Annotated in this window: 15 protein-coding genes; 4 read left to right on the top strand and 11 right to left on the bottom strand. The window is 66.2% G+C overall.

The window, feature by feature from the left end:
• The first annotated feature begins 354 nt into the window (after positions 1-354).
• The 4 genes from mmsB to IPP91_01415 all read left to right on the top strand — a co-directional run bounded on the left by mmsB (position 355) and on the right by IPP91_01415 (position 4,771).
• Entirely contained in the window at positions 355-2,031 is a 1,677-nt protein-coding gene (gene mmsB, locus IPP91_01430) for a 3-hydroxyisobutyrate dehydrogenase (GenBank protein ID MBL0140745.1), read from the top strand.
• A complete protein-coding gene (locus IPP91_01425; protein ID MBL0140744.1) occupies positions 2,028-2,795 on the top strand; it encodes an enoyl-CoA hydratase in 768 nt (255 codons plus the stop codon). The genes mmsB and IPP91_01425 overlap by 4 nt, the downstream gene beginning before the upstream one ends.
• 177 nt (positions 2,796-2,972) lie before the next feature.
• On the top strand, positions 2,973-3,746 hold the full coding sequence (locus tag IPP91_01420) for a fumarylacetoacetate hydrolase family protein (GenBank protein MBL0140743.1): 774 nt from the start codon (positions 2,973-2,975) through the stop codon (positions 3,744-3,746).
• A 53-nt stretch (positions 3,747-3,799) separates the two neighbouring features.
• Positions 3,800-4,771 carry a GGDEF domain-containing protein gene (locus IPP91_01415; protein MBL0140742.1) on the top strand — a complete coding sequence of 324 codons (972 nt, stop codon included), beginning with the start codon at positions 3,800-3,802 and terminating at the stop codon, positions 4,769-4,771.
• An 83-nt stretch (positions 4,772-4,854) separates the two neighbouring features.
• On the opposite strand, the gene IPP91_01410 is transcribed toward IPP91_01415, so the two are convergent.
• From IPP91_01410 to IPP91_01360, 11 genes are all read right to left on the bottom strand, one after another.
• Positions 4,855-6,645: an acyl-CoA dehydrogenase gene (locus IPP91_01410; GenBank protein MBL0140741.1), complete on the bottom strand. Its 1,791-nt coding sequence runs from the start codon at positions 6,643-6,645 to the stop codon at positions 4,855-4,857.
• Positions 6,646-6,697: 52 nt separating this feature from the next.
• Positions 6,698-7,624, bottom strand: a complete 927-nt coding sequence (locus IPP91_01405; protein MBL0140740.1) for an electron transfer flavoprotein subunit alpha/FixB family protein — start codon at positions 7,622-7,624, stop codon at positions 6,698-6,700.
• Between the two features lie 2 nt (positions 7,625-7,626).
• Positions 7,627-8,376, bottom strand: a complete 750-nt coding sequence (locus IPP91_01400) for an electron transfer flavoprotein subunit beta/FixA family protein (protein MBL0140739.1) — start codon at positions 8,374-8,376, stop codon at positions 7,627-7,629.
• A gap of 121 nt (positions 8,377-8,497) precedes the next feature.
• Positions 8,498-10,126, bottom strand: a complete 1,629-nt coding sequence (locus IPP91_01395; protein MBL0140738.1) for an acyl-CoA synthetase — start codon at positions 10,124-10,126, stop codon at positions 8,498-8,500.
• Between the two features lie 11 nt (positions 10,127-10,137).
• Positions 10,138-11,115 (bottom strand): branched-chain amino acid ABC transporter permease, encoded by a 978-nt coding sequence (locus IPP91_01390; GenBank protein ID MBL0140737.1) that lies wholly within the window; start codon positions 11,113-11,115, stop codon positions 10,138-10,140.
• A gap of 4 nt (positions 11,116-11,119) precedes the next feature.
• Positions 11,120-12,004, bottom strand: a complete 885-nt coding sequence (locus tag IPP91_01385) for a branched-chain amino acid ABC transporter permease (protein MBL0140736.1) — start codon at positions 12,002-12,004, stop codon at positions 11,120-11,122.
• Between the two features lie 76 nt (positions 12,005-12,080).
• The gene (locus IPP91_01380) at positions 12,081-13,298 is read right to left on the bottom strand and encodes an ABC transporter substrate-binding protein (protein ID MBL0140735.1); all 1,218 of its coding nucleotides are present in this window, start codon (positions 13,296-13,298) and stop codon (positions 12,081-12,083) included.
• Between the two features lie 28 nt (positions 13,299-13,326).
• A complete protein-coding gene (locus tag IPP91_01375; protein ID MBL0140734.1) occupies positions 13,327-14,031 on the bottom strand; it encodes an ABC transporter ATP-binding protein in 705 nt (234 codons plus the stop codon).
• A complete protein-coding gene (locus tag IPP91_01370) occupies positions 14,024-14,788 on the bottom strand; it encodes an ABC transporter ATP-binding protein (GenBank protein MBL0140733.1) in 765 nt (254 codons plus the stop codon). Before IPP91_01370 ends, IPP91_01375 begins: the two co-directional genes overlap by 8 nt.
• A gap of 174 nt (positions 14,789-14,962) precedes the next feature.
• Complete coding sequence (locus IPP91_01365) at positions 14,963-18,304, bottom strand: choice-of-anchor D domain-containing protein (GenBank protein MBL0140732.1); 3,342 nt, start codon at positions 18,302-18,304, stop codon at positions 14,963-14,965.
• 115 nt (positions 18,305-18,419) lie between these two features.
• Positions 18,420-21,638, bottom strand: a complete 3,219-nt coding sequence (locus IPP91_01360; GenBank protein MBL0140731.1) for a choice-of-anchor D domain-containing protein — start codon at positions 21,636-21,638, stop codon at positions 18,420-18,422.
• Between the last annotated feature and the right edge of the window lie 115 nt (positions 21,639-21,753).

Below are 21,753 nucleotides of genomic sequence, written 5' to 3'. Positions count from 1 at the left end.
GGCCAACGGCGTGGACGTGTACGCGATCCGCCAGCCCATCGGCGTGTGCGTCGGCATCACGCCCTTCAACTTTCCCGCGATGATCCCGCTGTGGATGTTTCCCATGGCGATCGTCTGCGGCAACACGTTCGTCCTCAAGCCCTCCGAGCAGGATCCGATGACGCCCATGCTGCTGGCGGAACTCGCGCTGGAGGCCGGCTTGCCCAGGGGCGTGCTCAACGTCGTGCACGGCGGCAAGGTCGCCGTGGATACGCTGTGTTCCCATCCGGAGGTGCGCGCCGTGTCCTTCGTGGGCTCGACCCATGTCGGCACGCACGTTTACAACCTCGCCTCCACGCACGGCAAGCGCGCGCAATGCATGATGGGCGCCAAGAATCACGCGGCGGTGCTGCCCGACGCCTCGAAGGAGCAGTCCCTGAACGCCGTGGTGGGCGCGGGCTTCGGCGCTGCCGGACAGCGTTGCATGGCCATCAGCGTGTGCGTGCTCGTCGGCAGGGCGAACGAGTGGATCCCCGACATCGTGGCGAAGGCGAAGACGCTCAAGGTGACCTGCGGCACGGAAGCGGGTGCGGACCTCGGGCCCCTCATCTCGAAGGCGGCGCTGGCGCGCGTGGGCACGCTGGTGGACGCGGGCGTGAAGGAAGGCGCGAAGCTCGAACTCGACGGGCGAGGCCTCAAGGTGCCCGGCTATCCCGACGGCAACTTCATCGGGCCCACGGTCTTTTCCGGCGTGAAGACGTCCATGACCATCTACAAGGAGGAGATCTTCGGCCCGGTGCTGTGCATCGTCTCCGTGGATACTCTGGACGAGGCCATCGCCTTCATCAACGCCAACCCCTTCGGCAACGGCACGGGCATCTTCACGCAGTCCGGCGCCGCGGCGCGCAAGTTCCAGTACGAGATCGACGTGGGACAGGTCGGCATCAACGTGCCCATTCCGGTGCCGGTGCCCTACTTCAGCTTCACCGGTTCGCGCGGCTCCAAGCTCGGCGACCTGGGCCCCTACGGCAAGCAGGTGATGCAGTTCTACACGCAGGTGAAGACGGTCACGGCGCGCTGGTTCGACGACGCGGCGACGGCCGGCGCGGTCAACACCACCATCAGCCTGAAGTAGCGGCGATGAAGATCGGTTTCATCGGTCTGGGCAACATGGGCAATCCCATGTGCCGTAACCTCCTCAAGCACGGCCACACAGTGAAGGCGCACGACGTGGTGCCGGCACTGGCCGCCAAGGCCGCCTCGCACGGCGCCGAGCGCGCGGGCTCCATCGCCGAATGCGTCTCGGACGTCGATGTCGTGATCACGATGCTGCCCTCCTCGCCTCACGTTCGCACCGTCTATTGCGGCGAGTCCGGCGTGATCGCGCACGCGAAGGCCGGCACGCTCCTCATCGACAGCTCGACCATCGACCCGCTCACCGCCCGCGAGGTCGCCTTCGACGCGCTGGCCCGGGGCCTGCCCATGGTCGATGCGCCGGTCTCCGGCGGCACCGCCGGCGCCGAGGCCGGCACCCTCACCTTCATGGTCGGCGGGTCCGCGAAGGACTTCGAGGCGGCCCGGGCGGTGCTCTCCTGCATGGGAACCAACATCGTCCATTGCGGCGGCAGCGGCAACGGGCAGGTGGCCAAGATCTGCAACAACATGATGCTCGCGGTGGAGATGATCGCGACCTCGGAAGCCATGACGCTCGCCACCGCGCTCGGCATGGACGCGAAGGTGTTCGCCGGGATCGTGAACACGTCCAGCGGCCGTTGCTGGAGCTCCGACACCTACAATCCCTACCCCGGCGTACTCGAGAACGCCCCTGCGTCGCGGGGATACACCGGCGGCTTCGGGGCGGACCTCATGCTCAAGGACCTGTCCCTGGTCACGGATGCGGCCAGGAGCGCGAAGGTGCCGGTGCTGCTGGGCGCGATCGCGCAGCAGGTGTACCAGAAGCACTCGGCCGACGGGCACGGGGGCAAGGACTTCTCCAGCGTCATCCTCCAATACCTCAAGGCAACCGGCCCGCAAGGCCCCACCGACCGATGATCACCCACCGCCTCGAAGCCCACACCGCCGTCATCACCCTGGACAACCCGCCGGCCAACACCTGGACGCCCGAGGACTTGCGCGTCCTGGAAAACCTGGTCGCGGAGCTCGTCGCCAACCGCTCCGTCTATGCCGCCGTCATCACCGGCGCGGGCGAGAAGTTCTTTTCCGCCGGCGCCGACCTGAAGAAGTTCGCCGAGGACAAGGTCTACGCCCGTCACTTCATCGCCTGCTTCGGCTCGGCGTTCGAGGCGCTGATGAACGCCCGCTTCGTCACCATCGCCGCGATCAACGGCTATGCCATGGGCGGCGGACTGGAATGCTGCCTCGCCTGCGACATCCGCATCGCGGAGTCCCACGCGCAGATGGCGCTGCCCGAACCTGCCGTGGGGCTCCTGCCTGCCGGCTGCGGCACCCAGAACCTGCCGGGCCTCGTGGGCGAAGGCTGGGCCAAGCGCATGATCCTCACGAACGAGCGCGTGGATGCCGCCACGGCGCTGCGCATCGGCCTCGTCGAGGAAGTGGCCGAGAAAGGCCAGGGACTGGCGAAGGCGATGGCCATGGCCGCGCGCGTGGCGACGCTTTCGCCGCGCTCCGTCGAATACTGCAAGAGTCTCATCCACAATGCGCGCAATGCCGTCCCGCGCCGTGCGGGTCTCGCCCTCGAGCGCGAGCGCTTCATGGACCTCTTCGACCATTCCGACCAGCTCGAGGGGGTAAGCGCATTCCTCGAGAAACGCGCCCCCGCCTGGAAGAACGACTGAATGGCCGGCCCGACGCCCACGCATCATCGCTGACACCCCAGGAGAAACGCCTTGAAACTCGTCACCTACTCCCCCGCCACGGGCGGCACCCCTCGCCCCGGCGTCGTCGTCGAAGGCAACCGCATCATCGACATTCCAGCCCACGTGGCGGCCACGCCGGACGTGGACTTCTCCACGATGCTCGGTATCATCCGGGGCGGCGCGCCGGCGCGGAAGGCTCTCGACGCCCTGGCCGCGAAGCCCCCCGCCGGAGCCGTGGCGATGACGGAGGTGAAGCTGCATGCGCCCATTCCGCGCCCGGCCAAGAACGTCTTCTGCGTCGGCTGGAACTACCTCGAGCATTTCGAGGAAGGCGCCAAGAAGCTCCAGGACAACCGCGAGTTGCCGCAATGGCCCGTCTTCTTCAGCAAGGCGCCGACGGCGGTCACCGGCCCCTTCGACCCCGTTCCCTTCGACCCGGCGATCTCCACGTCCCTGGACTGGGAAGTGGAGCTGGGCGTGGTGATCGGCCCCGGCGGCAAGAACATCAAGGCCGAGGACGCGATGAACCATGTCTTTGGCTACACGGTGATCAACGACGTCTCCTGGCGCGACCTGCAGCGCCGCCACGGCGGCCAGTGGCACAAGGGCAAGAGCCTGGACGGCACCTGTCCGATGGGCCCGGTGCTGGTGACGGCCGACAGCCTGGACCACGCCAACCTGCGCGTGACCTGCCGGGTGAACGGGGTCACGAAGCAGGACTCGAATACGAAATTCCTCTACTTCAAGCTGCCGCGCCTCATCAGCGACCTGTCCCTGGGCATGACCCTCGAGGCCGGCGATGTCATCTCGACGGGCACCCCCGAAGGGGTGGGTTTCGCCCGCAATCCCCCCGAGTTCCTCAAGCCCGGCGACCTGCTGGAAACCGAGATCGAGTCGATCGGCACGCTTCGCAACCCCATCGGGGGTTGACGCCAACCGGGGGGACACCGCCAGAATAGGGACGTTCCCCGAGGAGTCACGCCATGCCCAGCAATATCCCGTCCGGATCCACCGTCATCGGGCGCATGGAAATCTACCGGCGCCTCATCGCGATCCCGGCCCTGCGCGACAGTTACGCGCGCAAGTTCGCGGTGGCCGCATTCGTGAGTGCCCAGACTCCGCTCGCGGTCTTCATCGTTTACCTGCTCGTCGCCCGGGCGGACGTGGCGACGATGTACCCGTTGCTGGCGGCCCTCGTCCTCGCCTCGTTCGCCGGGTTCCTGGGCACGATGTGGCTGCTGCGCGAGATCCTGGTTCCCGTCGAGCTTACGGCGGAGGCGCTGCGCGGCTACCTCGAGAGCCGCAAGCTTCCCGACCTGCCGGTCAATTTCCCGGACCAGGCCGGACGGCTCATGGAGGGCACGCAATACACGCTCACGCAGCTCAACGAGACGATCAACCGCCTGGAGCGCGTTGCCGATTCCGATGACCTCACCGGCATCTACAATCGCCGCGCGGGCGAGAAGCGTCTCGTGGAGGAGATCGCGCGTGCCGAGCGCGACCTCGAGTCCTTCCAGGTCGCGTTCTTCGACCTGAACGGGTTCAAGGCCATCAACGAGGCACATGGCCACAGCGCGGGGGATGCCTGCATCTCGCACATGGCGGCCATCCTGCAGCTCAACACGCGGCGCGGCGATTGGGTGGCGCGGTGGGGCGCCGACGAATTCATCGTGGGCCTGCACCGCAACCGCGCCCTCAAGATGGTCATGGAGCGAATCCTGGCCGCGATCGCCGCGAGCCCTTGCGAGACGGCGCCGGGGCAGGAACTGCTGCTCACGGTGTGCTGCGGGGTCGCGGAGTACCGGTTCGGAGCCGGCAAGGCGGGGCTGCTCGCGGATGCCGATCGCGCCATGTTCGAGGCAAAGCACCTGTGGAAGGGGCACGAGGGATCGCAGGTCTGCTATTTCCACGAGGTCGTCACCGGATCCCCGGCCCGGCAGGCCGTGGCGGCCTGAGGGCCACCCGGGGACTCAGCCCAGCGCCGGGACGCCGATCTCGGCCAGCGCAACGATGCCGGCCGAGACCAGCAGGGCCTCGATCAAAGCAGCGCTTCCTCCGCGGCCCTGACGAGCTGCCCGCCGGACACGAACGTTTCGGCCAGGGCATCCACCTGCGGCAGGAAGTGATCGGCATAGAAGCGCGCCGTAAGCCGCTTGCCGCGCAGGAACTCCGCGTCGCCCTGCCCCGCTGCGGCCAGCTTGGTTGCGGCGACGGCTGCCCTCGCCATCATCCAGCCGCCGATGGCGAGGCCGCAGAGCTTGAGGTAGTAGACCGAGCCGGCGGCCACGGCGCCCGGGTCGGTCGGAAATACCGTGACAATCCAGTCCGTCGCCCGCTCGAGCGCGTCGAGGGCCTTCGCCTGACGGCCGCCGATCACGCGCAGTTCCGCGTCGTCCGAACCGGCCAGTTCCGCCACGATTCCGCGCATCTCGACGATGAGCGCCTTCATGGTCACGCCCGCCTCGCGCCCGACCTTGCGCCCGACGAGGTCGTTGGCCTGGATGCCGGTGGTGCCCTCGTAGATGGTGGAGATGCGCGCGTCGCGCAGGTACTGCGCGGCGCCCGTTTCCTCGATGAAGCCCATCCCTCCGTGCACCTGGATGCCCAGGGAGGCGACTTCGATGGCCGTCTCCGTGGACCAGCCCTTCACGACCGGGATGAGGAGATCGACGAGCGTTTGGCAGTGGCGCCGTTCGGCATCGTCGGGATGCCTGTGCGCACGATCCAGGAGAGCCGATACCTGGTAGGCCAGCGCGCGCGTGGCCTCGGCGCTCGCCTTCATCGTGAGGAGCATTCGCTTCACGTCGGGGTGCTGGATGATGGGCGCGGTCTTCGCCGCACCCGCCACGCCCACGGGCCTGCCCTGCAGGCGGTCCTTCGCCCAGTCGCGCGCACGCTGGTAGGCGCGTTCGGAGAGCGACACGCCCTCCAGCCCCACGCCCAGGCGCGCGGCGTTCATCATCACGAACATGTATTCCAGGCCGCGGTTGGCCTCGCCGACGAGGTGACCGGTGGCGTTGTCGTAGGCCATCACCGCCGTCGGGCTCGCGTGGATGCCCATCTTGTGCTCGATGGACACGCACTTCACGCTGTTGCGCTCCCCGAGCGAGCCGTCCGCCTTCACGAGGACCTTGGGCACCACGAAGAGCGAAATGCCCTTCACGCCCTCGGGCGCACCCTCGATGCGGGCGAGTACCGCGTGCACGATGTTCTCGGTGTAGTCCTGCTCGCCGTAGGTGATGAAGATCTTCTGCCCGGTGATCCCGAATGTCCCGTCGGCTTGCGGGACGGCCTTGGCGCGCACGAGCGAAAGATCGCTGCCCGCCTGCGGCTCCGTGAGATTCATGGTCCCCGTCCATTGCCCGGACACCATGTGGGGAAGAAAGCGCTGCTTCAGCTCGCTGGAGGCGTTGCTGTGCAGCGCCTCGATGGCACCCACCGTAAGCATCGGGCAGAGCTTGAAGGCGATGTTGGCCGAGCCCCACATCTCCTCGATGGGCGTCGACAGGAGGTGAGGAAGACCCTGCCCGCCGAACTCCGGTGGCGTGATGATGCTGCCCCAGCCCCCCTCGACGAACTGGCGATAGGCCTCCTTGAATCCCGGCGGCGTGGTGACCTCGCCATCCTTGAACGTCGCGCCGACCTTGTCGCCGATCGCGTTGAGGGGAGAGAGCACCTCGCCCGCGAACTTCGCCGCCTCCTCGAGGATCGCGTCGACCACGTCCTGCGTCACCTCGTCGCACCCCGGCAAGGTGTTCACCTGGTCCAGGCCGACCACGTGCTCAAGCACGAACTGCATGTCCTTCAGGGGTGCGGCATATTCGCCCACGAAAGTCTCCTTGAGTTCGCCGTCGGCCCCGCCATCGCGGGAAAGCGCGGCCCTAGATCTGCGCGATCAGTTCGGGAAGGATCTGGAAGAGGTCACCCACGAGCCCGTAGTCGGCCACCTGGAAGATGGGCGCCTCGGGGTCCTTGTTGATCGCCACGATCACCTTGCTGTCCTTCATGCCGGCCAGGTGCTGGATGGCGCCGGAGATTCCCACCGCGATGTAGAGCTCGGGGGCGACGATCTTGCCCGTCTGCCCGACCTGGTAGTCGTTCGGGACGAAACCCGAATCGACGGCCGCGCGGGAGGCCCCGATGGCCGCACCCAGCTTGTCGGCCAGCGCCTCGATCAGCTTGAAGCTCTCGGCACTGCCCAGTCCGCGGCCACCCGAGATCACGCGCCGCGCGGCCACCAGCTCGGGACGGGCCGACTTGGTGAGTTCCTGGCCGACGAGACGCGACTTCCCCGTATCGGGGCCGGCGGCGATCGCCTCGATCGGGGCCGATCCTGTCGCCGCGGCCTCGTCGAATCCGGTGGAGCGCACGGTCACTACCTTGATCGCATCGGGCGACTGCACGGTGGCAAAAGCGTTGCCGGCGTAGATCGGCCGCACGAAGGTGTCCGGCGACTCCACGGCGATGATCTCGGAGACTTGCGCCACGTCGAGCAGCGCCGCCACGCGCGGCATGAAGCCCTTGCCCACCGCCGTAGCCGCGGCCACGACATGGGAATACGCCTTGGCAAGCGGCGTGACGAGCGCGGCGAGGTTTTCCGGAAGCGCGCCTGCGTAGTGAGCGGCGTCGACCACCAGGACCTTGGTCACGCCCGCGAGCTTCGCGGCTTCGGCGGCAGCGGCGGAACAGCCCTGCCCGGCGACCAGGATGTGCACCTCGCCGCCCATTTTCGCGGCGGCGGTCACGGCATTGGACGTGCCGGGCTTCAATTTCGCGTTGTCGTGTTCGGCAATGACGAGAGCGGCCATGGCTAGATCACCTTCGCTTCGGATTTGAGCTTCGCGACCAGCTCGGCCACGTCCTTCACGATCACGCCGCCCTTGCGCTTCGGCGGCTCGGCCACCTTGAGCGTCTTCAGGCGCGGGGCCACGTCAACGCCGAGGTCCGCGGGCTTGAGGGTATCCAGCGGCTTCTTCTTCGCCTTCATGATGTTGGGCAGCGTAGCGTAGCGTGGGGTGTTGAGGCGCAGGTCCGCGGTGAGCACCGCCGGCAAGGCGACCTCCACCGTTTCCAGGCCGCCGTCTATCTCGCGCGTGACGGTGAGCTTGCCGCCGTCGGCCACGACCTTCGAGGCCGAGGTGACTTGAGCCCAGTCGAGAAGTGCCGCAAGCATCTGGCCCATCTGGTTCGCGTCGTCGTCGATGGCCTGCTTGCCGGCGATGACGAGCTGCGCGGACTCCTTCGCAACCACCGCCTTCAGGAGCTTGGCCACCGCAAGCGGCTGCAGTTCCGCGTCGGTCTCGATGAGGATCGCGCGGTCCGCCCCCATGGCGAGCGCCGTGCGCAGTGTCTCCTGGCAGGCCATTGTGCCGGCGGAGACGGCCACGACCTCGGTCGCCTTGCCCGCTTCCTTGAGCTTGAGGGCTTCCTCGACGGCGATCTCGTCGAAGGGGTTCATCGACATCTTGACGTTGGCGAGCTCGACGCCGGTCGAATCCGCCTTTACGCGGACCTTCACGTTGTAATCGACGACTCGCTTCACGGGAACGAGGATTTTCATGGCAGCGGGATCCGGAAGTCAGGGAGGTTTCAAACGAGCGTTTGAATTATAACCGAACGAGGCATTTCAGTCCCCCCCGAATCGGGTAACGGGCACGGCGTCGCGCAGCCTCCGCCCGCGGCTACGCGAGCCTGCCCGCCCGCTCCCTCAGGACGAACTTCTGGATCTTGCCGGTCGAAGTCTTGGGCAGTTCCCCGAATACCACGGTGCGCGGGATCTTGAAGTGGGCGATATGCTCGCGGCACCAGGCGATGATCTCTGCCGGAGCGACCTGTCCCGCGCCCGGCTTGAGCGTCACGAACGCGCACGGCGTCTCGCCCCACTTCTCGTCAGGCCGGGCGACGACAGCCGCCTCCATGACCGCCGGATGGCGATACAGGCATTCCTCGACTTCGAGCGAAGAGATGTTCTCGCCCCCCGAGATGATGATGTCCTTGGAGCGGTCCTTCACCTCGATGTAGCCGTCGGGATGCCACACCGCGAGATCCCCGGTGTGATACCAGCCTTCGCGAAACGCGGCTTCGGTAGCCTTCGGATTCGCGAGGTAGCCCTTCATGATCGTGTTGCCACGCAGCATCACCTCGCCCAGGGTCTTGCCGTCGCGGGTTGCCCGCTCGTGGGTGAGCGGGTCGGCGACCTGCACGTCCTCGAGCGTGGGATAGCGCACCCCCTGCCGGGCCATGAGGCGGGCGCGCGCCTCGAGATCGAGCCCCGCCCACTCGTCCTGCCAGGCGCAGAGCGTGGCCGGGCCGTAGCTCTCCGTGAGCCCGTAGAGATGCGTCACGCGAAAGCCCATCTTCTCCATCGCCTCGATGATGGCCGAAGGTGGCGCGGCGCCTCCGGTGGCGACTTCGACCTCGTGGCCGGGCCGAATCTTCACCTCGTCGGGCGCGTGCACCAGGAGGTTCAGCACGATGGGCGCGCCGCACAGGTGTGTGACGCGGTGGCGGGCGATGGCCGGGAAGATGAGCGCCGGGTCCACCTTCCTCAGGCACACGTGGGTGCCGCCCACCGCGGTCACGGCCCACGTGTATGTCCAGCCGTTGCAGTGGAACATCGGCAGCGTCCACAGATACACGGACTTCGGCGTGAGGCCGAACGCAAGCGCATTGCCGAGGGCGTTGAGATACGCGCCGCGGTGGTGATAGACCACGCCCTTGGGATCCCCCGTCGTGCCCGACGTGTAAAGCAGCCCCAGCGAGTCCCACTCGTCGCGAGGACCGGAAAGGAGAAAGGCGGGATCGCCCTCCTCCAGCAAGACCTCGTAGGTGAGTTCTCCCAGCAGTTCGCCGCCAGAGCCCAGCGGATCGTCGATGTCGATGACGAGGGGCCGCTTCTTGCAAAGCGACAGGGCCCTTTCCACCACGGGCGAGAACTCGCGATCCGTGATGAGCACCTTCGCGCCGCCGTGCGCGAGGCAGTAGGCGATGGTCCCCGCGTCCAGCCGGAAATTGAGCGCGTTCAGCACGGCGCCCAGGCCGGGAACGGCGTAGTGGGCCTCCAGCATCGCCGGTACGTTGGGCGCCATGATCGCGACGGTATCGCCGCGCCCGATGCCGCGATTCGCGAGCGCCGAGGCGAGCCTGCGGCAGCGCGATTCGAATTGCGTGTAGGTGAACACCGCCTCGCCGTGGCGCACGGCCACCTTGCCCGGCCAGGTCTCGGCCGCGCGCCTCAGGAAGGAAACTGGTGAGAGCGCGACGTGGTTGGCGGCGTTGCGAGGCAGATCCGCGGCGCGGAATCGCGGCATGGGCGCACCTGTCAGCCGCTTCGGTGGCGTCTGAGCCACGCCTCGAGCTCGCCGATGATGCCGCGGCGGAACGCCAGCACGCAGACCACGAAGATGGCGCCCTGCGTGATCGTGAACCAGGAGCCCAGCTCGGCCAGGTAGTTCTCCATCGTGATGATGGCGAAGGCGCCCACCACGGGCCCGAAGATCGTGCCCATGCCGCCCAGAAGCGTCATGAGGACCACCTCGCCCGACATGGACCAGTGCACGTCGGTGAGGGAAGCGAGCTGGAAGACGATGGCCTTGGTGGCGCCCGCGAGCCCGGCGAGGCCCGCCGAAAGGACGAACGCGGCGAGCTTGTAGTGTTCCGTCCGGTAGCCCAGCGAGATGGCGCGCGGCTCGTTCTCGCGGATCGCCTTGAGCACCTGCCCGAAAGGCGAGTGGATGATCCGGTAGATGAGCAGGAAGCCCGCGGTGAAGATCGCGAGCACGACGTAGTACAGGACGGTCATGTTGCGCAGGTCGAGAAACCCGAGGAAGGAGCCGCGCGGAACGGACTGGATGCCGTCCTCGCCGCCCGTGAACGGCGCCTGCAGGCAGAAGAAGAAGACCATCTGCGCGAGCGCCAGCGTGATCATCGCGAAGTAGATGCCCTGCCGGCGGATGGCGAGCAGCCCGGTGACGAAGCCGAGCAGCGTCGCGGCGCCGGTTCCCGCGAGGATGGCGAATTCCGGCGGCAGTCCCCACACCTTGGCCGCGTGGGCGGAAACGTAGCCGGCCATTCCCAGGAACATCGAGTGGCCGAAGGAAAGCAGCCCGCCGAAGCCGAGAAGCAGGTTGAACGCGCAGGCGAACAGGGCAAAGCAGAGCGCCTTCATCGCGAATACGGGGTACACCACGGCGGGTGCGGCGATGAAAAGGACCATCATCACCAGGAATGCCCGGCGGTGATACCGGGCCTCGGCCGCGTCGTCGCGCGAGGCGTGCGGCTTGTAGGCGTCGTCCGTCATGACCCTAGCGGCTCCCGAAGAGGCCCTGGGGCCGGATCATGAGGACGATCGCCATGATGACGAAGATGACCGTGTTGGACGCCTCGGGATAGAAGACCTTCGTGAGCCCCTCGATGACGCCCAGCCCGAAGCCGGTGACGATGGCGCCCATGATGGAACCCATGCCGCCGATCACCACGACCGCGAACACGACGATGATCGTGTCCGCGCCCATGAGCGGATTCACCTGGTAGATGGGCGCCGCCATGACGCCGGCCAGCCCCGCGAGGCCGACCCCGAAGCCGTAGGTAAGCGTGATCATCCGCGGCACGTTGACGCCGAATGCCTGCACCATGGCCGGGTTCTCCGTGGCCGCGCGCAGGTAGGCCCCGAGCTTGGTGCGCTCGATCACGAACCAGGTGCCAACGCAGACGATGAGCGAGGCCACGATGACCCACGCACGGTACTTGGGCAGGAACATGAAGCCCAGGTTGTTGCCGCCGGTGAGGACTTCCGGGAAAGAGTACGGCAGGCCGGTCGAGCCGAATTCATGCCGGAACGCCCCCTGGATGACGAGGGCGAGTCCGAAGGTGAGGAGCAGACCGTAAAGGTGGTCCAGCTTGTAGAGGCGCGAGATCATCAGGCGCTCGAACACCACGCCCGTGAAGCCCACCGCCAGCGGCGCGAGGACCAGCGCCCACCAGTAGTTGAGCCCCAGCTTCTCCAGGAGGAAATACGCCGCGAACGCGCCCATCATGTACTGCGCGCCGTGCGTGAAGTTGATGATGTTGAGCAGCCCGAAGATGACCGCGAGTCCCAGCGACAAAAGGGCATAGAACGAGCCGTTGATCAGGCCGATCAAGAGTTGCCCGAACAACGCCTGGGTGGGAACGCCGAATATCTCTGTCATGTCAGTCAGCAGGCTGTCTGTTGGTGATGAGCGGCGCCCCGAAGGGCGTCCGCTCGATCACGGTTCCCGATCTTCCCTATTTCTTGGCGACGAGTGGGCAGTTGCCCTGGTCGAGCGGGCGGAACGCCTGATCGGCCGGAATCGTCGCCCTGATCTTGTAGTAGTCGTAGGGACCCTTCGACTCCGACGGCTTCTTCACTTCCACGAGGTACGCCGGGTGGATCTTGCGGCCATCGGCGCGGATCATGCCCTTGCCGAAGAGCGGATCGTCGGTGGGAAGCTTCTTCATCTCGGCCACGACCTTCGTGCCGTCGTCGCTCTTGATCGCTTCCACCGCCTTCAGGTAGTGCAGCACCCCCGCGTACACGCCCGCGTGCACCATCGTCGGGTATTTCCCGCCGTTGGCCGCCGAGAAGCGCTTGGCAAATGCCCGCCCGGCATCGTCCCTGTCCCAGTAGAAGGTCGTCGTGAAGATGAGGCCCTGCGCCTTCTCCAGGCCCAGGCCGTGCACGTCCGTGAGGAACACGAGCAGGCCCGCCAGGTTCTGGCCGCCCTTGACGATCCCGAACTCGGAGGCCTGCTTGATCGAGTTGGTCGTGTCGCCGCCGGCATTGGCCAGGCCGATGATCTTCGCCTTCGACGCCTGCGCCTGCAGCAGGAACGAGGAGAAGTCCTGCGTGTTGAGGGGGTGGCGCACCTTGCCCAGCACCTTGCCGCCGGCCTTGAGCACCACCGCTTCGGTGTCGCGCTCGAGCGCGTGACCGAAGGCATAGTCGGCGGTGATGAAGAACCACGTGTTGCCGCCGGTCTTCACGATGGCGTTGCCGGTGCCGTTGGCGAGCATCCAGGTGTCATAGGTCCAGTGAACCGTATTGGGCGAGCACTTCGCGCCGGTAAGGTCCGAGGATGCGGCGCCGGAGTTGATGAAGACCTTGCCCTTCTCGCGCACCACGTCGTTCACGGCGAGGGCCACGCCAGAGTTCGGCGTGTCGACGATCACGTCGACGCCTTCGGAATCGATCCACTTGCGGGCAATCTGCGAGCCCACGTCCGGCTTGTTCTGGTGGTCGGCGAAGATCACTTCCGTCTTGATCCCCTTCTTCGCCGCGCCGAAATCCTCGATGGCCATCTTCGCGGCCAGGACGGAGCCCTGCCCGGAAAGGTCGGCGTAGAGGCTCGACTGGTCGTTGAGAATGCCGATCTTCACGACGTTGCCCGAGATCTGGGCATGCGCCGCGCCGGCCGTGAGGGCCAGCATGGCGGCGGCGGAAAGCAGTTTGCGCTTGAAAATCATCTTCGAGTCTCCTCTATGCATTGTTTGACTACACACCCAGGAATTCGTGAAGCAATTGCGTCTTACTCTCCAGTTCGCTTGCGGTGAACTTCTCCGCGATCTTTCCGTGCTCCATCACGTAGAACCGGTCGGCGAGCGGCGCGGCGAAGCGGAAGTTCTGCTCGACCAGCACGATGGTGAAGCCGCGTTCCTTGAGTTTCAGGATGATACGGCCCAGCGCCTGCACGATCACGGGAGCCAGCCCTTCGGTGATCTCGTCCAGCAGCAGCAGGTGCGCGCCGGTTCGCAGTATGCGGGCCATGGCGAGCATCTGCTGCTCGCCGCCGGAAAGCTTGGTCCCCTGCGCGGTGCTTCGCCTCTCGCGCAGGTTGGGAAACATCTCGTAGATCTCGTCCACGCTCATGCCGCCCTCGCCGATCCGCGGCGGGAGCATGAGGTTCTCCTCGACGGAGAGGCTCGAGAAGATGGCGCGTTCCTCGGGGCAATAGCCGATCCCCAGGCGGGCGACCTTGTGCGTGGACCAGGTGAGCGTCTCCTGCCCGTTCACGACGATGGATCCGGAGCGCCGCCCCACCAGCCCCATGATCGACTTGAGCGTGGTCGTGCGCCCCGAGCCGTTGCGCCCCAGGAGCGTCACCACCTCGCCCTTGTTCACGGTCAGGTCCACGCCATGAAGGATATGCGACTCGCCGTACCACGCGTTCAGGTGCTCGATGCGAAGGACCTCAGCCATGGGCGGCCTCCGGAGTGCCCATGTAGGCCTCGATCACCTGCGGGTTGGCGGCGACCTCGGCGTAAGGACCTTCGGTGAGCACCGCGCCGCGCTGCAGCACGGTGATCGTGTCGCAGATGCCCGCGACCACGCCCATGTTGTGCTCGACCATCAGCACCGTGCGGCCGCGCGCCACGTCCTTGATGAGGTTCTTGACCAGATCGACGTCCTCGCGGCCCATGCCGGAGGTCGGCTCGTCCAGCAGCATCAGCTCCGGCTCCATCGCGAGCGTGGTCGCGATCTCGAGTGTGCGCTTGCGGCCATAGGCGAGCTCGACGGCGTTGGTCTGCGCGAATCGACGCAGGTCCACGCGGTCCAGGATCGCCAGCGCCCGGTCATTGAGCGCATCGAGCGAGGACTCCGCCCGCCAGAAATGAAAGCTCGTCCCCAGGCTCCTTTGCAGGGCGATGCGCACGTTTTCCAGCACCGTGAGGTTGGGGAAGACGGCGGAGATCTGGAAGGAGCGGATGATGCCTCGCCTGGCCACGTCCGCGGGCTTCTCGTGCGTGATGTCGTGGCCGTTGAAAAGGATGGACCCGGCCGTGGACGGCAGGAATTTCGTGAGCAGGTTGAAGGTCGTGGTCTTCCCCGCCCCGTTGGGCCCGATGAGCGCATGGATGGTGCCGCGCCTGACCTTGAGGTCCACGCGGTCCACGGCGACGAAGCCCTTGAACTCCTTCGTGAGCCCGCGGGTTTCGAGGATGATGTCTTCGGCCATCGCTTCCGCAAGGGAGGTGTGCCGCGACGCTTTCTATCCGGGGTTCCGGACGCCGTTCGGCGGGTAGAGCGGAATCCTAACCCACGCCTTCCGGGAGTCGCAAGGCAAACCCCCGCCGAGGCGGGGGTTTGTGTCACAAGCTACCGGTGGCGCGGACGTCCCGGGTTCGGCGGCTCACGGCCCGCAGGGGTCGGTCCCCCGCCTTGCCGCCGTGACCGAGAACGGCCGGCAGCCGGTGCCGGAGAGGTCCACGTTGATCGCCGGGCGATCGGGGTCGTTGCTTCCAATGCCGAGCTTGTCAGCCTGCCCGCCAGGCCTCATCGGCGTGAAATTCACCCTGGCAATGCAGCTCGACCCCGGCTCCAGCGTCGCCGGGCAGGCATGGTCCACCGCGAAGGGCGAGTTCGTGCCGATGCCGCGGATGGCGAGGGGCGCCGTGCCAACGCTCTTGATGAGGAGCTGCTGCGCGTTGCTCGACGTCCCGAGCGATTGATTGCCAAACCCGATCGAGGTGAGCGAGACATCGATCTTCGGTACCGGCTTTCTCGCGCCCGTGCAGATGAGCGTCACATGCTTGATCCCGCGGACATTGCTGTCCACATAGAGGTCGCCGGTGACATTCGTGAACAAGCTCGGCGTGCAGGTCACGGTGATGGCGCAGGAGGCTCCAGGCGCCACGGTGCGGCAGGCCGTTTCGGCCAGGAAGATGCCCCCGGCTCCCGGCGTGGACACTCCGGAAACCACCAGCGGCGCGGTGCCAGTGCTCGTCACGGTCAGCAACTTGCTGGAACTCGTCCCCACGACCACTTCGCCGAAGTCGATGACATCTGTCGAGAGCGAGATGGCCGGGAATTCCGCCGGCATGCCGTAGCCCGCCAGCGGTACCACCGCGGGGTTGCCAGTCCCGCCGGAGAACGCCAGGACGAGGGAGCCGGTGCGAAGGTCGAGCGCCGTCGGCTTGAATACCACCGTCACGTAGCAGGCGTCCCCGATGGCAAGGTCCCCGGGGCCGCAGGGAATCGGCGGCGGCGCCGCGGCCTTCGACCTCGCTGCCTTGCCGTGGGCTGTCGTGCCACGCTTCAGCAGTGGCGCGGACGCGGGAATCAGCGGCATCGCCACAGGGGCCGACGCCTGGAAGTCGCCGCTCACCGTATAGCCCGAGACCGTGACGTTCGTGATCCCGGTATTCGTGAACACGATGGCCACGGGGGCGCTAGCGGTCCCGACGACCTGGTCGGGGAAGGCAAACCCGGCCGGGCTCGCCGTGATGCTCGGGGGCGGAATGCCGGTGCCCGTGACCGTGATCTGATGCGGGCTATCCCCTGCGTCCGTGGTCACCGTGATCATCTCGGTCTGCGGCACCACGGTCGTCGGATGGAATTGCGCAAAGATGCGGCAGCAGGAATTCGCATCGAGGATCGCCGGGCAATCGTGGGAGACCAGGAAGTCGCCGGCGCTCGACAGGATGCTCGAGATTGCCATCGGGGCGCTGCCCGGGTTGGCGAAGAAGACGGTCTTTGCAGCGCTCGTGGCGTTGTAGGGCACGCTTCCGAAATCGAGCGACATCGGGTAGTAGTCGGCCGACGGCGTGGGCAGTGGCGCCCCGCTGCCATCCATGCTGATGACGTACGCGGTGGTATTCACCGCGTCAGAGGTGATCGTGAGGTTGTCGGTGAAGTACCCCACCGCGGACGGCGTGAAATTGCCGGTGATCGTGCAACTGGATCCCGGCGCAAGGGTCGCCGGCGGCGTGCAGGCCGCGTCGGGCGAAACCGTGAACTCGGGGCCAGCGACCGACGCTGCGGAAATGTTCAGCGGTTGGTCGCCAATGTTCGTCACCGTGAACGCCCGTGAGGGCGCCGGGCTTCCGACCTGCTGGCTGCCGAACGACCAGTAGCCTGGATACACGTCGATCATCGGCCCGGGCTGAATACCGTACCCTTCGTAAAAGGCACCCGCGACATATGCCGGACTGCTTTCCCCGTCGGAATAATAGATATCGAGATAGTCAGACGCATAACCCGTGCCCGAGGGCGCATATCGCAGCGAAGCCCAGCATGACTCCTCAGGTGCCATCGCACTCCCGGAGCAAGTGGCGCCGGGAGGCGTGCATCCCGCAGCCGTGAACTGGCCGTAGTACGGTCCCTGGGCGCTCAGGTAGATGGTCGCCGAGCTCATGTTCGTCACCTGGAAATTGACACAGGCGCTCTGGCTTCCGACGCCCACCGCGCCGAAATCGTTGTACCAGGGCGTGATATCGACCGAGGAATAGGGCGCGGTCACGTAGCCGTACAGGTCGACCTGGTAGGTGCTCTCGCCGTCCCCGAAGTAGAGAATGTCCGACAGGGTGTTTCCGGCGGATTCATAGGTGGCGTCGAGCTGAAGATCGACGGAGCAGGTCTGGCCCGTGGCAATCGTATTGTTGTAGCAGTTGTCGCTGACGATTGAGATGCCGCATTCGACGCAGTCCAGGAAGAGGTCGTAGATCGTAATGCTGCCGGGGCTCAGGTTCTTGAAAAAGACGGTTGCCGAGATGACCGAACCGACTTCGACATCGATATTCAGGTCCTCCTGGATGGAGCCGGTCGGCGACAGGAGCGTGACGCCAGGCAATGCGACGGCATTCGCATACAGGGAGACCGACCCGGGCGAGCCCGCGGCCGAGTGATTGATGGTGAGCGTCCCGGAGACCTCGGATTGCGGGGCCGACCCGGCGATAAAGGTGACGTCGATCCCGCACACGTCACCCGGTGGGACTGGGACCGCGGTACACCCGTCGTCATCAACCGCGAACGGCGGCGTCGCGGTGATGGAATTCACCGTCATCGGTGCGCTTCCGATGTTGCGCACCGTGACATGTTGCGCGTCTGAAGTCGAACCCAGCGGCACGTTGCCGAAGTCGAGGTAATCCGGCGTGGCGGAGAATACTGGCGCCAGCGGCCCCGGCCCGACCGTGCCCGTCAGGGTGACTGCGTGCGGGCTGCTCGGCGCACTCGTATAGACGAAAAGCGTGCCCAACTTCGATCCCTGGCTGGCAGACGGCTGCGCGCAGAAGGTCACGGACCCGGTGCACGACGCGCCGGGAGCGAGCGTGTATTCGCTGCATCCGCTCGAGTCGAAGGAATAGTCCCCGTAATAACTCTTCGCCGACAAGGGGGCGCTGCCTCCATACATCTCCGTGTCAGTCGACACATACGCAACATCCAGGCTCACGTTCCCCGCGTTGGTCACCGTGAAGGACTGGGGGGAAGCGCATCCGCTCGTGCCAACTGGAATGGCGCTGGGGAAAACGATTGGCGACGGGGAAATGGAGACCGCAAGGGCGGGATGGCAGCTCCCGAGCGCCTTGTTGCCGCGAATGAGCGCGAGCACCTTGCTCATGGGCGCCTGACGCGCTCCCGGCTGCTGCGCCGACGCCGCCGGCGACTGCCACGACGCCAGGGCGGCCGCGAGAAGCAGGACAGAAAGGAGAGCCCTGCGATTCACGGTGCTGAAACAGTCTGTCATTCGTGCCATATTGCACCTCCATTGGGAACGTGCCGTTATCCCGGCATCGTCCCGTGCGGCCCCACCCTCGCGGAGGGAGGCCCGTTTTCCTCAGCTCTGTCTCTGCATCAACCGGATTCGCCTCTCAGGGCGCGCAAAGGTTGGTTCCCCGCCGGCCGGCCGCCACCGTGAACGGTCGGCAACCGGTGCCGGAGAGGTCCACGTTGATCGCCGGGCGGTCGGGATCGTTGCTTCCGATGCCGAGCTTGTCCGCCTGCCCGCCAGACCTCATCGGCGTGAAGTTCACCCTGGCGATGCAGCTGGATCCCGGCTCCAGCGTCGCCGGGCAACCATGGGTCGCCGCGAAGGGCGAGTTCGTGCCGATGCCTCGGATGGCGAGGGGCGCGGTGCCCACGCTCTTGATGACCACCGACTGCGAGGAACTCGTCGTTCCGAGCGCCTGGTTGCCGAAGCTCACTCCCGTGGCCGAGACATCGATCCTCGGTTTCGGCAGAGGCACGCCGGTGCAGCTGAGCTTCAGGTTCTTGTAGCCTCCCGACGCGTTGTGGTCGATGTAGAGGTCGCCGGTCGCCAGCCCGAGCGCGACAGGCCTGCAGTCCACGGTGACCTCGCACGATGTGCCCGGTGCCTGCGACGCCGTGCAACCCGTCGACGCCGCGAAGGCCGGCCCGAAGGTTCTCACTCCGGTGACTGCAAGCGGGGACGTGCCGATGCTCGATACCGTCACTCTCAGGCTGGACGTCACGCCGATGACGACCTCGCCGAACGCGAGAGTTTCGGTCGAAACCGAGATCGCGGGGAAGTCCTTGGGTGTTCCGTTGCCCGATAGCGGTACAACGGCCGGGCTTCCGGTCCCGCCCGTGAACGCCAGGACCAGGGCGCCGGTGCGAAGGCCGAGAGCGGTCGGCTTGAACGAAACATCGATGTAGCAGGCCAATCCTTTCTCGAGATAGCCTGGCCCGCAGGGCAAGGCAGGAGGCGATGCCGCTTTCGGTCCTGCCGCCTTGCCTCTGACCGGCATAGTGCGCTTCAGCAGCGGAGCCGAGACCGGTACCGGCGGAAGTGCCACGGGAGCGGAGGCGGAGAAATCGCCGCTCACGGCATAACCCGTGACGGTGATGTCCGTGATCCCGGTGTTGCTGAGCAGGACCCGGACGGGGCCGCTCACCGTGCTGATGATCTGGTCCGCAAATCCGACTCCCGCTGGCGATGCCGTGATGCTCGGCGGCGGAACGCCGGTGCCGTCCACGGGAATCTGGGCGAGCAGCGGGCTCGGCGGCAGCGCAGCGGGATCCGTCCAGGTAATGTCGATAGTGCCGTATTGCAGGCCAGCCGCCGTCGGATTGAACGTCGTCTGGATCGTGCAGCAGGCACCCGGCGCCAGCGTGGCGGGAGCCAGCGGGCAATCGTGCGACATTGCGAACTGGCCGCCCGGAGACACGATGCTGCTGATCGACATTGGCCCGCTGCCCGTGTTGGCGAAGGAGACAGCCTGCGACGCACTCGACGTGTTCGCCGGGACGTTCCCGAAATGGATCTCCATCGGATAGAAATCGGCCGAAGGCTCCGGCGCCGCGGTGCCGGTGCCGTCCATGTCCACCGCCAGGGACCCGTTGTTCAGGGCATCGGAAATGAAGGTCGCCCAGTCGTAGACATACCCTACCGGGGGCGTCGGCGTGAAGCCGAAGGTGGCCGTGCACGTTCCGCCCGGAAGGATCGTGACCGTGGCGGTCGACGAGGGTCCGCCGCAGGTATTGCCCAGGATGCTAAACCCGACAGCTCCGGGCGGAGACAGGTAGCCCGTCAGGCTCGCGTCCCCGGAGTTCGTGAAGGTGACCGTCTGCGAAGGCGCCGACACGCCGAGCGGATGCGAACCGAAGTCGAGGTAGGGTTGGTCAACCTGGACGCGCGGCCCCGCCTGGTAGCCCGTGCCGGTAAGCGAAACCCCTGCCGGATAGCCCCAGTATAAATTCCCGTCCACGACGTCCACTCCGTCCGTGGCCGGCCCGGCAATCGTGGGCTTGTAGCTGAACGAACCCCAGCAGAATTCGCCCCCATTGAGCGTCTGCGGCGTTACGGAAGTCGCCGTGCAGGCTGGCGTCGGGATCGTGCAGCCGGTGGCCACGAACTCGCCATAGTAGGGGCCGTTGAGGAAGAATGGTGCCGGCTGGCTTCCATAGTTCGATATCTTGAAGTTCTGGCAGCCGCTCTGGGAACCGAGATTGACCGTGCCGAAGTCCAGCAGTCCGACATCGGTGGTCAGGGTCGGATACGGCGGAGCCACTTCGGCATAGAGGTTCGCGGTGTACGGCGTACCGTCGGCGGTGAAGATGAGCGAGTCGGCGTCGTAACCCGGCGAAGTGACGGGCGCGCTGGATGAGTCATACCCCATATATACCGAGCAGGACTGGCCCGATGCCAGCGTGAGGGGCAATGGGTTGCAGGTGTCGGACTCGTTCCAGAAGTAGCCGCTGCCGCCGCTCCCCAGGTCGACGGAGGTGAGGATGACCGGCGCCCCGGAAAGGTTCGTGAAATAGACGTAGTCATAGGTCGTGTTTCCCTGCTCCATCCACAGGTAAAGGGGCGATATCGTCGGAGGCGGCGCAGGCGCCAACGTGACGCCAGGCCTCGGAGCGCTTTCGCCTTCAAGGGTGATCACCTCGGGTGAACCGGGGGCCGAGTGCGGAATCGTGAGCGTCCCGTACTCCTCGCCCATGGTGGGCGTTGCGGAAACGGTGTATCCGACCGTGATCGTGCAGCTTCCGCCCGGGTTGACGACGCCGCAATTGTTGGGACCTTCAAAGAACGGCGGGGTCACCGTGACGGGGCTCACGGTCATCGCGGCCGCGCCCGTGTTCTGGACCGTGATGTCGATGGTCGGGTTGGGAGCGCCCAGCCAGTTCATGCCAAAATCGATGTTCCCACTGGGGGAGCGCAAGAAGACAGCGACAGGCGCCGGCGGAGTCAGCGTGCCGCTGAGCGGAATCGCATTGTTGCCTGCGTCGTGATAGACGACCAGTTGCCCTGTCTTGACGCCGGGCGCGGAGAATAGGGGACAGAAGACGGCGGAGCCGCTGCAGGTCCCATTGGGCGCGAGGGTCACTTCGCTGCACGAGCTCGAAAACAGCGAGAAGTCGGTTCCCTCCCCCCCTGCATTGATGTAGTTGATTCCGACGCTCTTCGTCCCCGCGTTCGTCACCGTGAAGGGCAGGGGAGAAGAGCAGTTTCCCGCCGACGTCGCGGGGAAATCAAGGCTTGCGGGACTGATGACGATGAGCGGCGCAGGAACGATGCAACTCTTGGCCGACAGGCCCGCCTTTGTGATCGCGACCACCTTGCTCATCGGGGCGCCCCGGACTGCCGGGGCCGCCGCCATGACCTGCGGCGAGTGCCACGATGCCACGGCGGCTGCAGTGAGCACGATAGAGAAGAAGGACGCGCTCTTTGCTGTCCGGAAC

It is taken from the genome of Betaproteobacteria bacterium, assembly GCA_016720855.1.
In the GTDB taxonomy this organism is placed as follows: domain Bacteria; phylum Pseudomonadota; class Gammaproteobacteria; order Burkholderiales; family Usitatibacteraceae; genus FEB-7.
This window is presented reverse-complemented; position numbering and strand designations above follow the sequence as displayed.

Bases quoted from the DNA above. Each gene is read 5' to 3' on its own strand.
- IPP91_01380 (MBL0140735.1), bottom strand. From the start codon at position 13,298: ATGATTTTCAAGCGCAAACTGCTTTCCGCCGCCGCCATGCTGGCCCTC.
- IPP91_01390 (MBL0140737.1), bottom strand. From the start codon at position 11,115: ATGACGGACGACGCCTACAAGCCGCACGCCTCGCGCGACGACGCGGCC.
- IPP91_01370 (MBL0140733.1), bottom strand. From the start codon at position 14,788: ATGGCCGAAGACATCATCCTCGAAACCCGCGGGCTCACGAAGGAGTTC.
- IPP91_01415 (MBL0140742.1), top strand. From the start codon at position 3,800: ATGCCCAGCAATATCCCGTCCGGATCCACCGTCATCGGGCGCATGGAA.
- IPP91_01400 (MBL0140739.1), bottom strand. From the start codon at position 8,376: ATGAAAATCCTCGTTCCCGTGAAGCGAGTCGTCGATTACAACGTGAAG.
- IPP91_01375 (MBL0140734.1), bottom strand. From the start codon at position 14,031: ATGGCTGAGGTCCTTCGCATCGAGCACCTGAACGCGTGGTACGGCGAG.
- IPP91_01360 (MBL0140731.1), bottom strand. From the start codon at position 21,638: ATGAGCAAGGTGGTCGCGATCACAAAGGCGGGCCTGTCGGCCAAGAGT.
- IPP91_01395 (MBL0140738.1), bottom strand. From the start codon at position 10,126: ATGCCGCGATTCCGCGCCGCGGATCTGCCTCGCAACGCCGCCAACCAC.
- mmsB (MBL0140745.1), top strand. From the start codon at position 355: ATGCATGATGGGCGCCAAGAATCACGCGGCGGTGCTGCCCGACGCCTC.
- IPP91_01385 (MBL0140736.1), bottom strand. From the start codon at position 12,004: ATGACAGAGATATTCGGCGTTCCCACCCAGGCGTTGTTCGGGCAACTC.
- IPP91_01405 (MBL0140740.1), bottom strand. From the start codon at position 7,624: ATGGCCGCTCTCGTCATTGCCGAACACGACAACGCGAAATTGAAGCCC.
- IPP91_01420 (MBL0140743.1), top strand. From the start codon at position 2,973: ATGCTCGGTATCATCCGGGGCGGCGCGCCGGCGCGGAAGGCTCTCGAC.
- IPP91_01365 (MBL0140732.1), bottom strand. From the start codon at position 18,304: ATGGCACGAATGACAGACTGTTTCAGCACCGTGAATCGCAGGGCTCTC.
- IPP91_01425 (MBL0140744.1), top strand. From the start codon at position 2,028: ATGATCACCCACCGCCTCGAAGCCCACACCGCCGTCATCACCCTGGAC.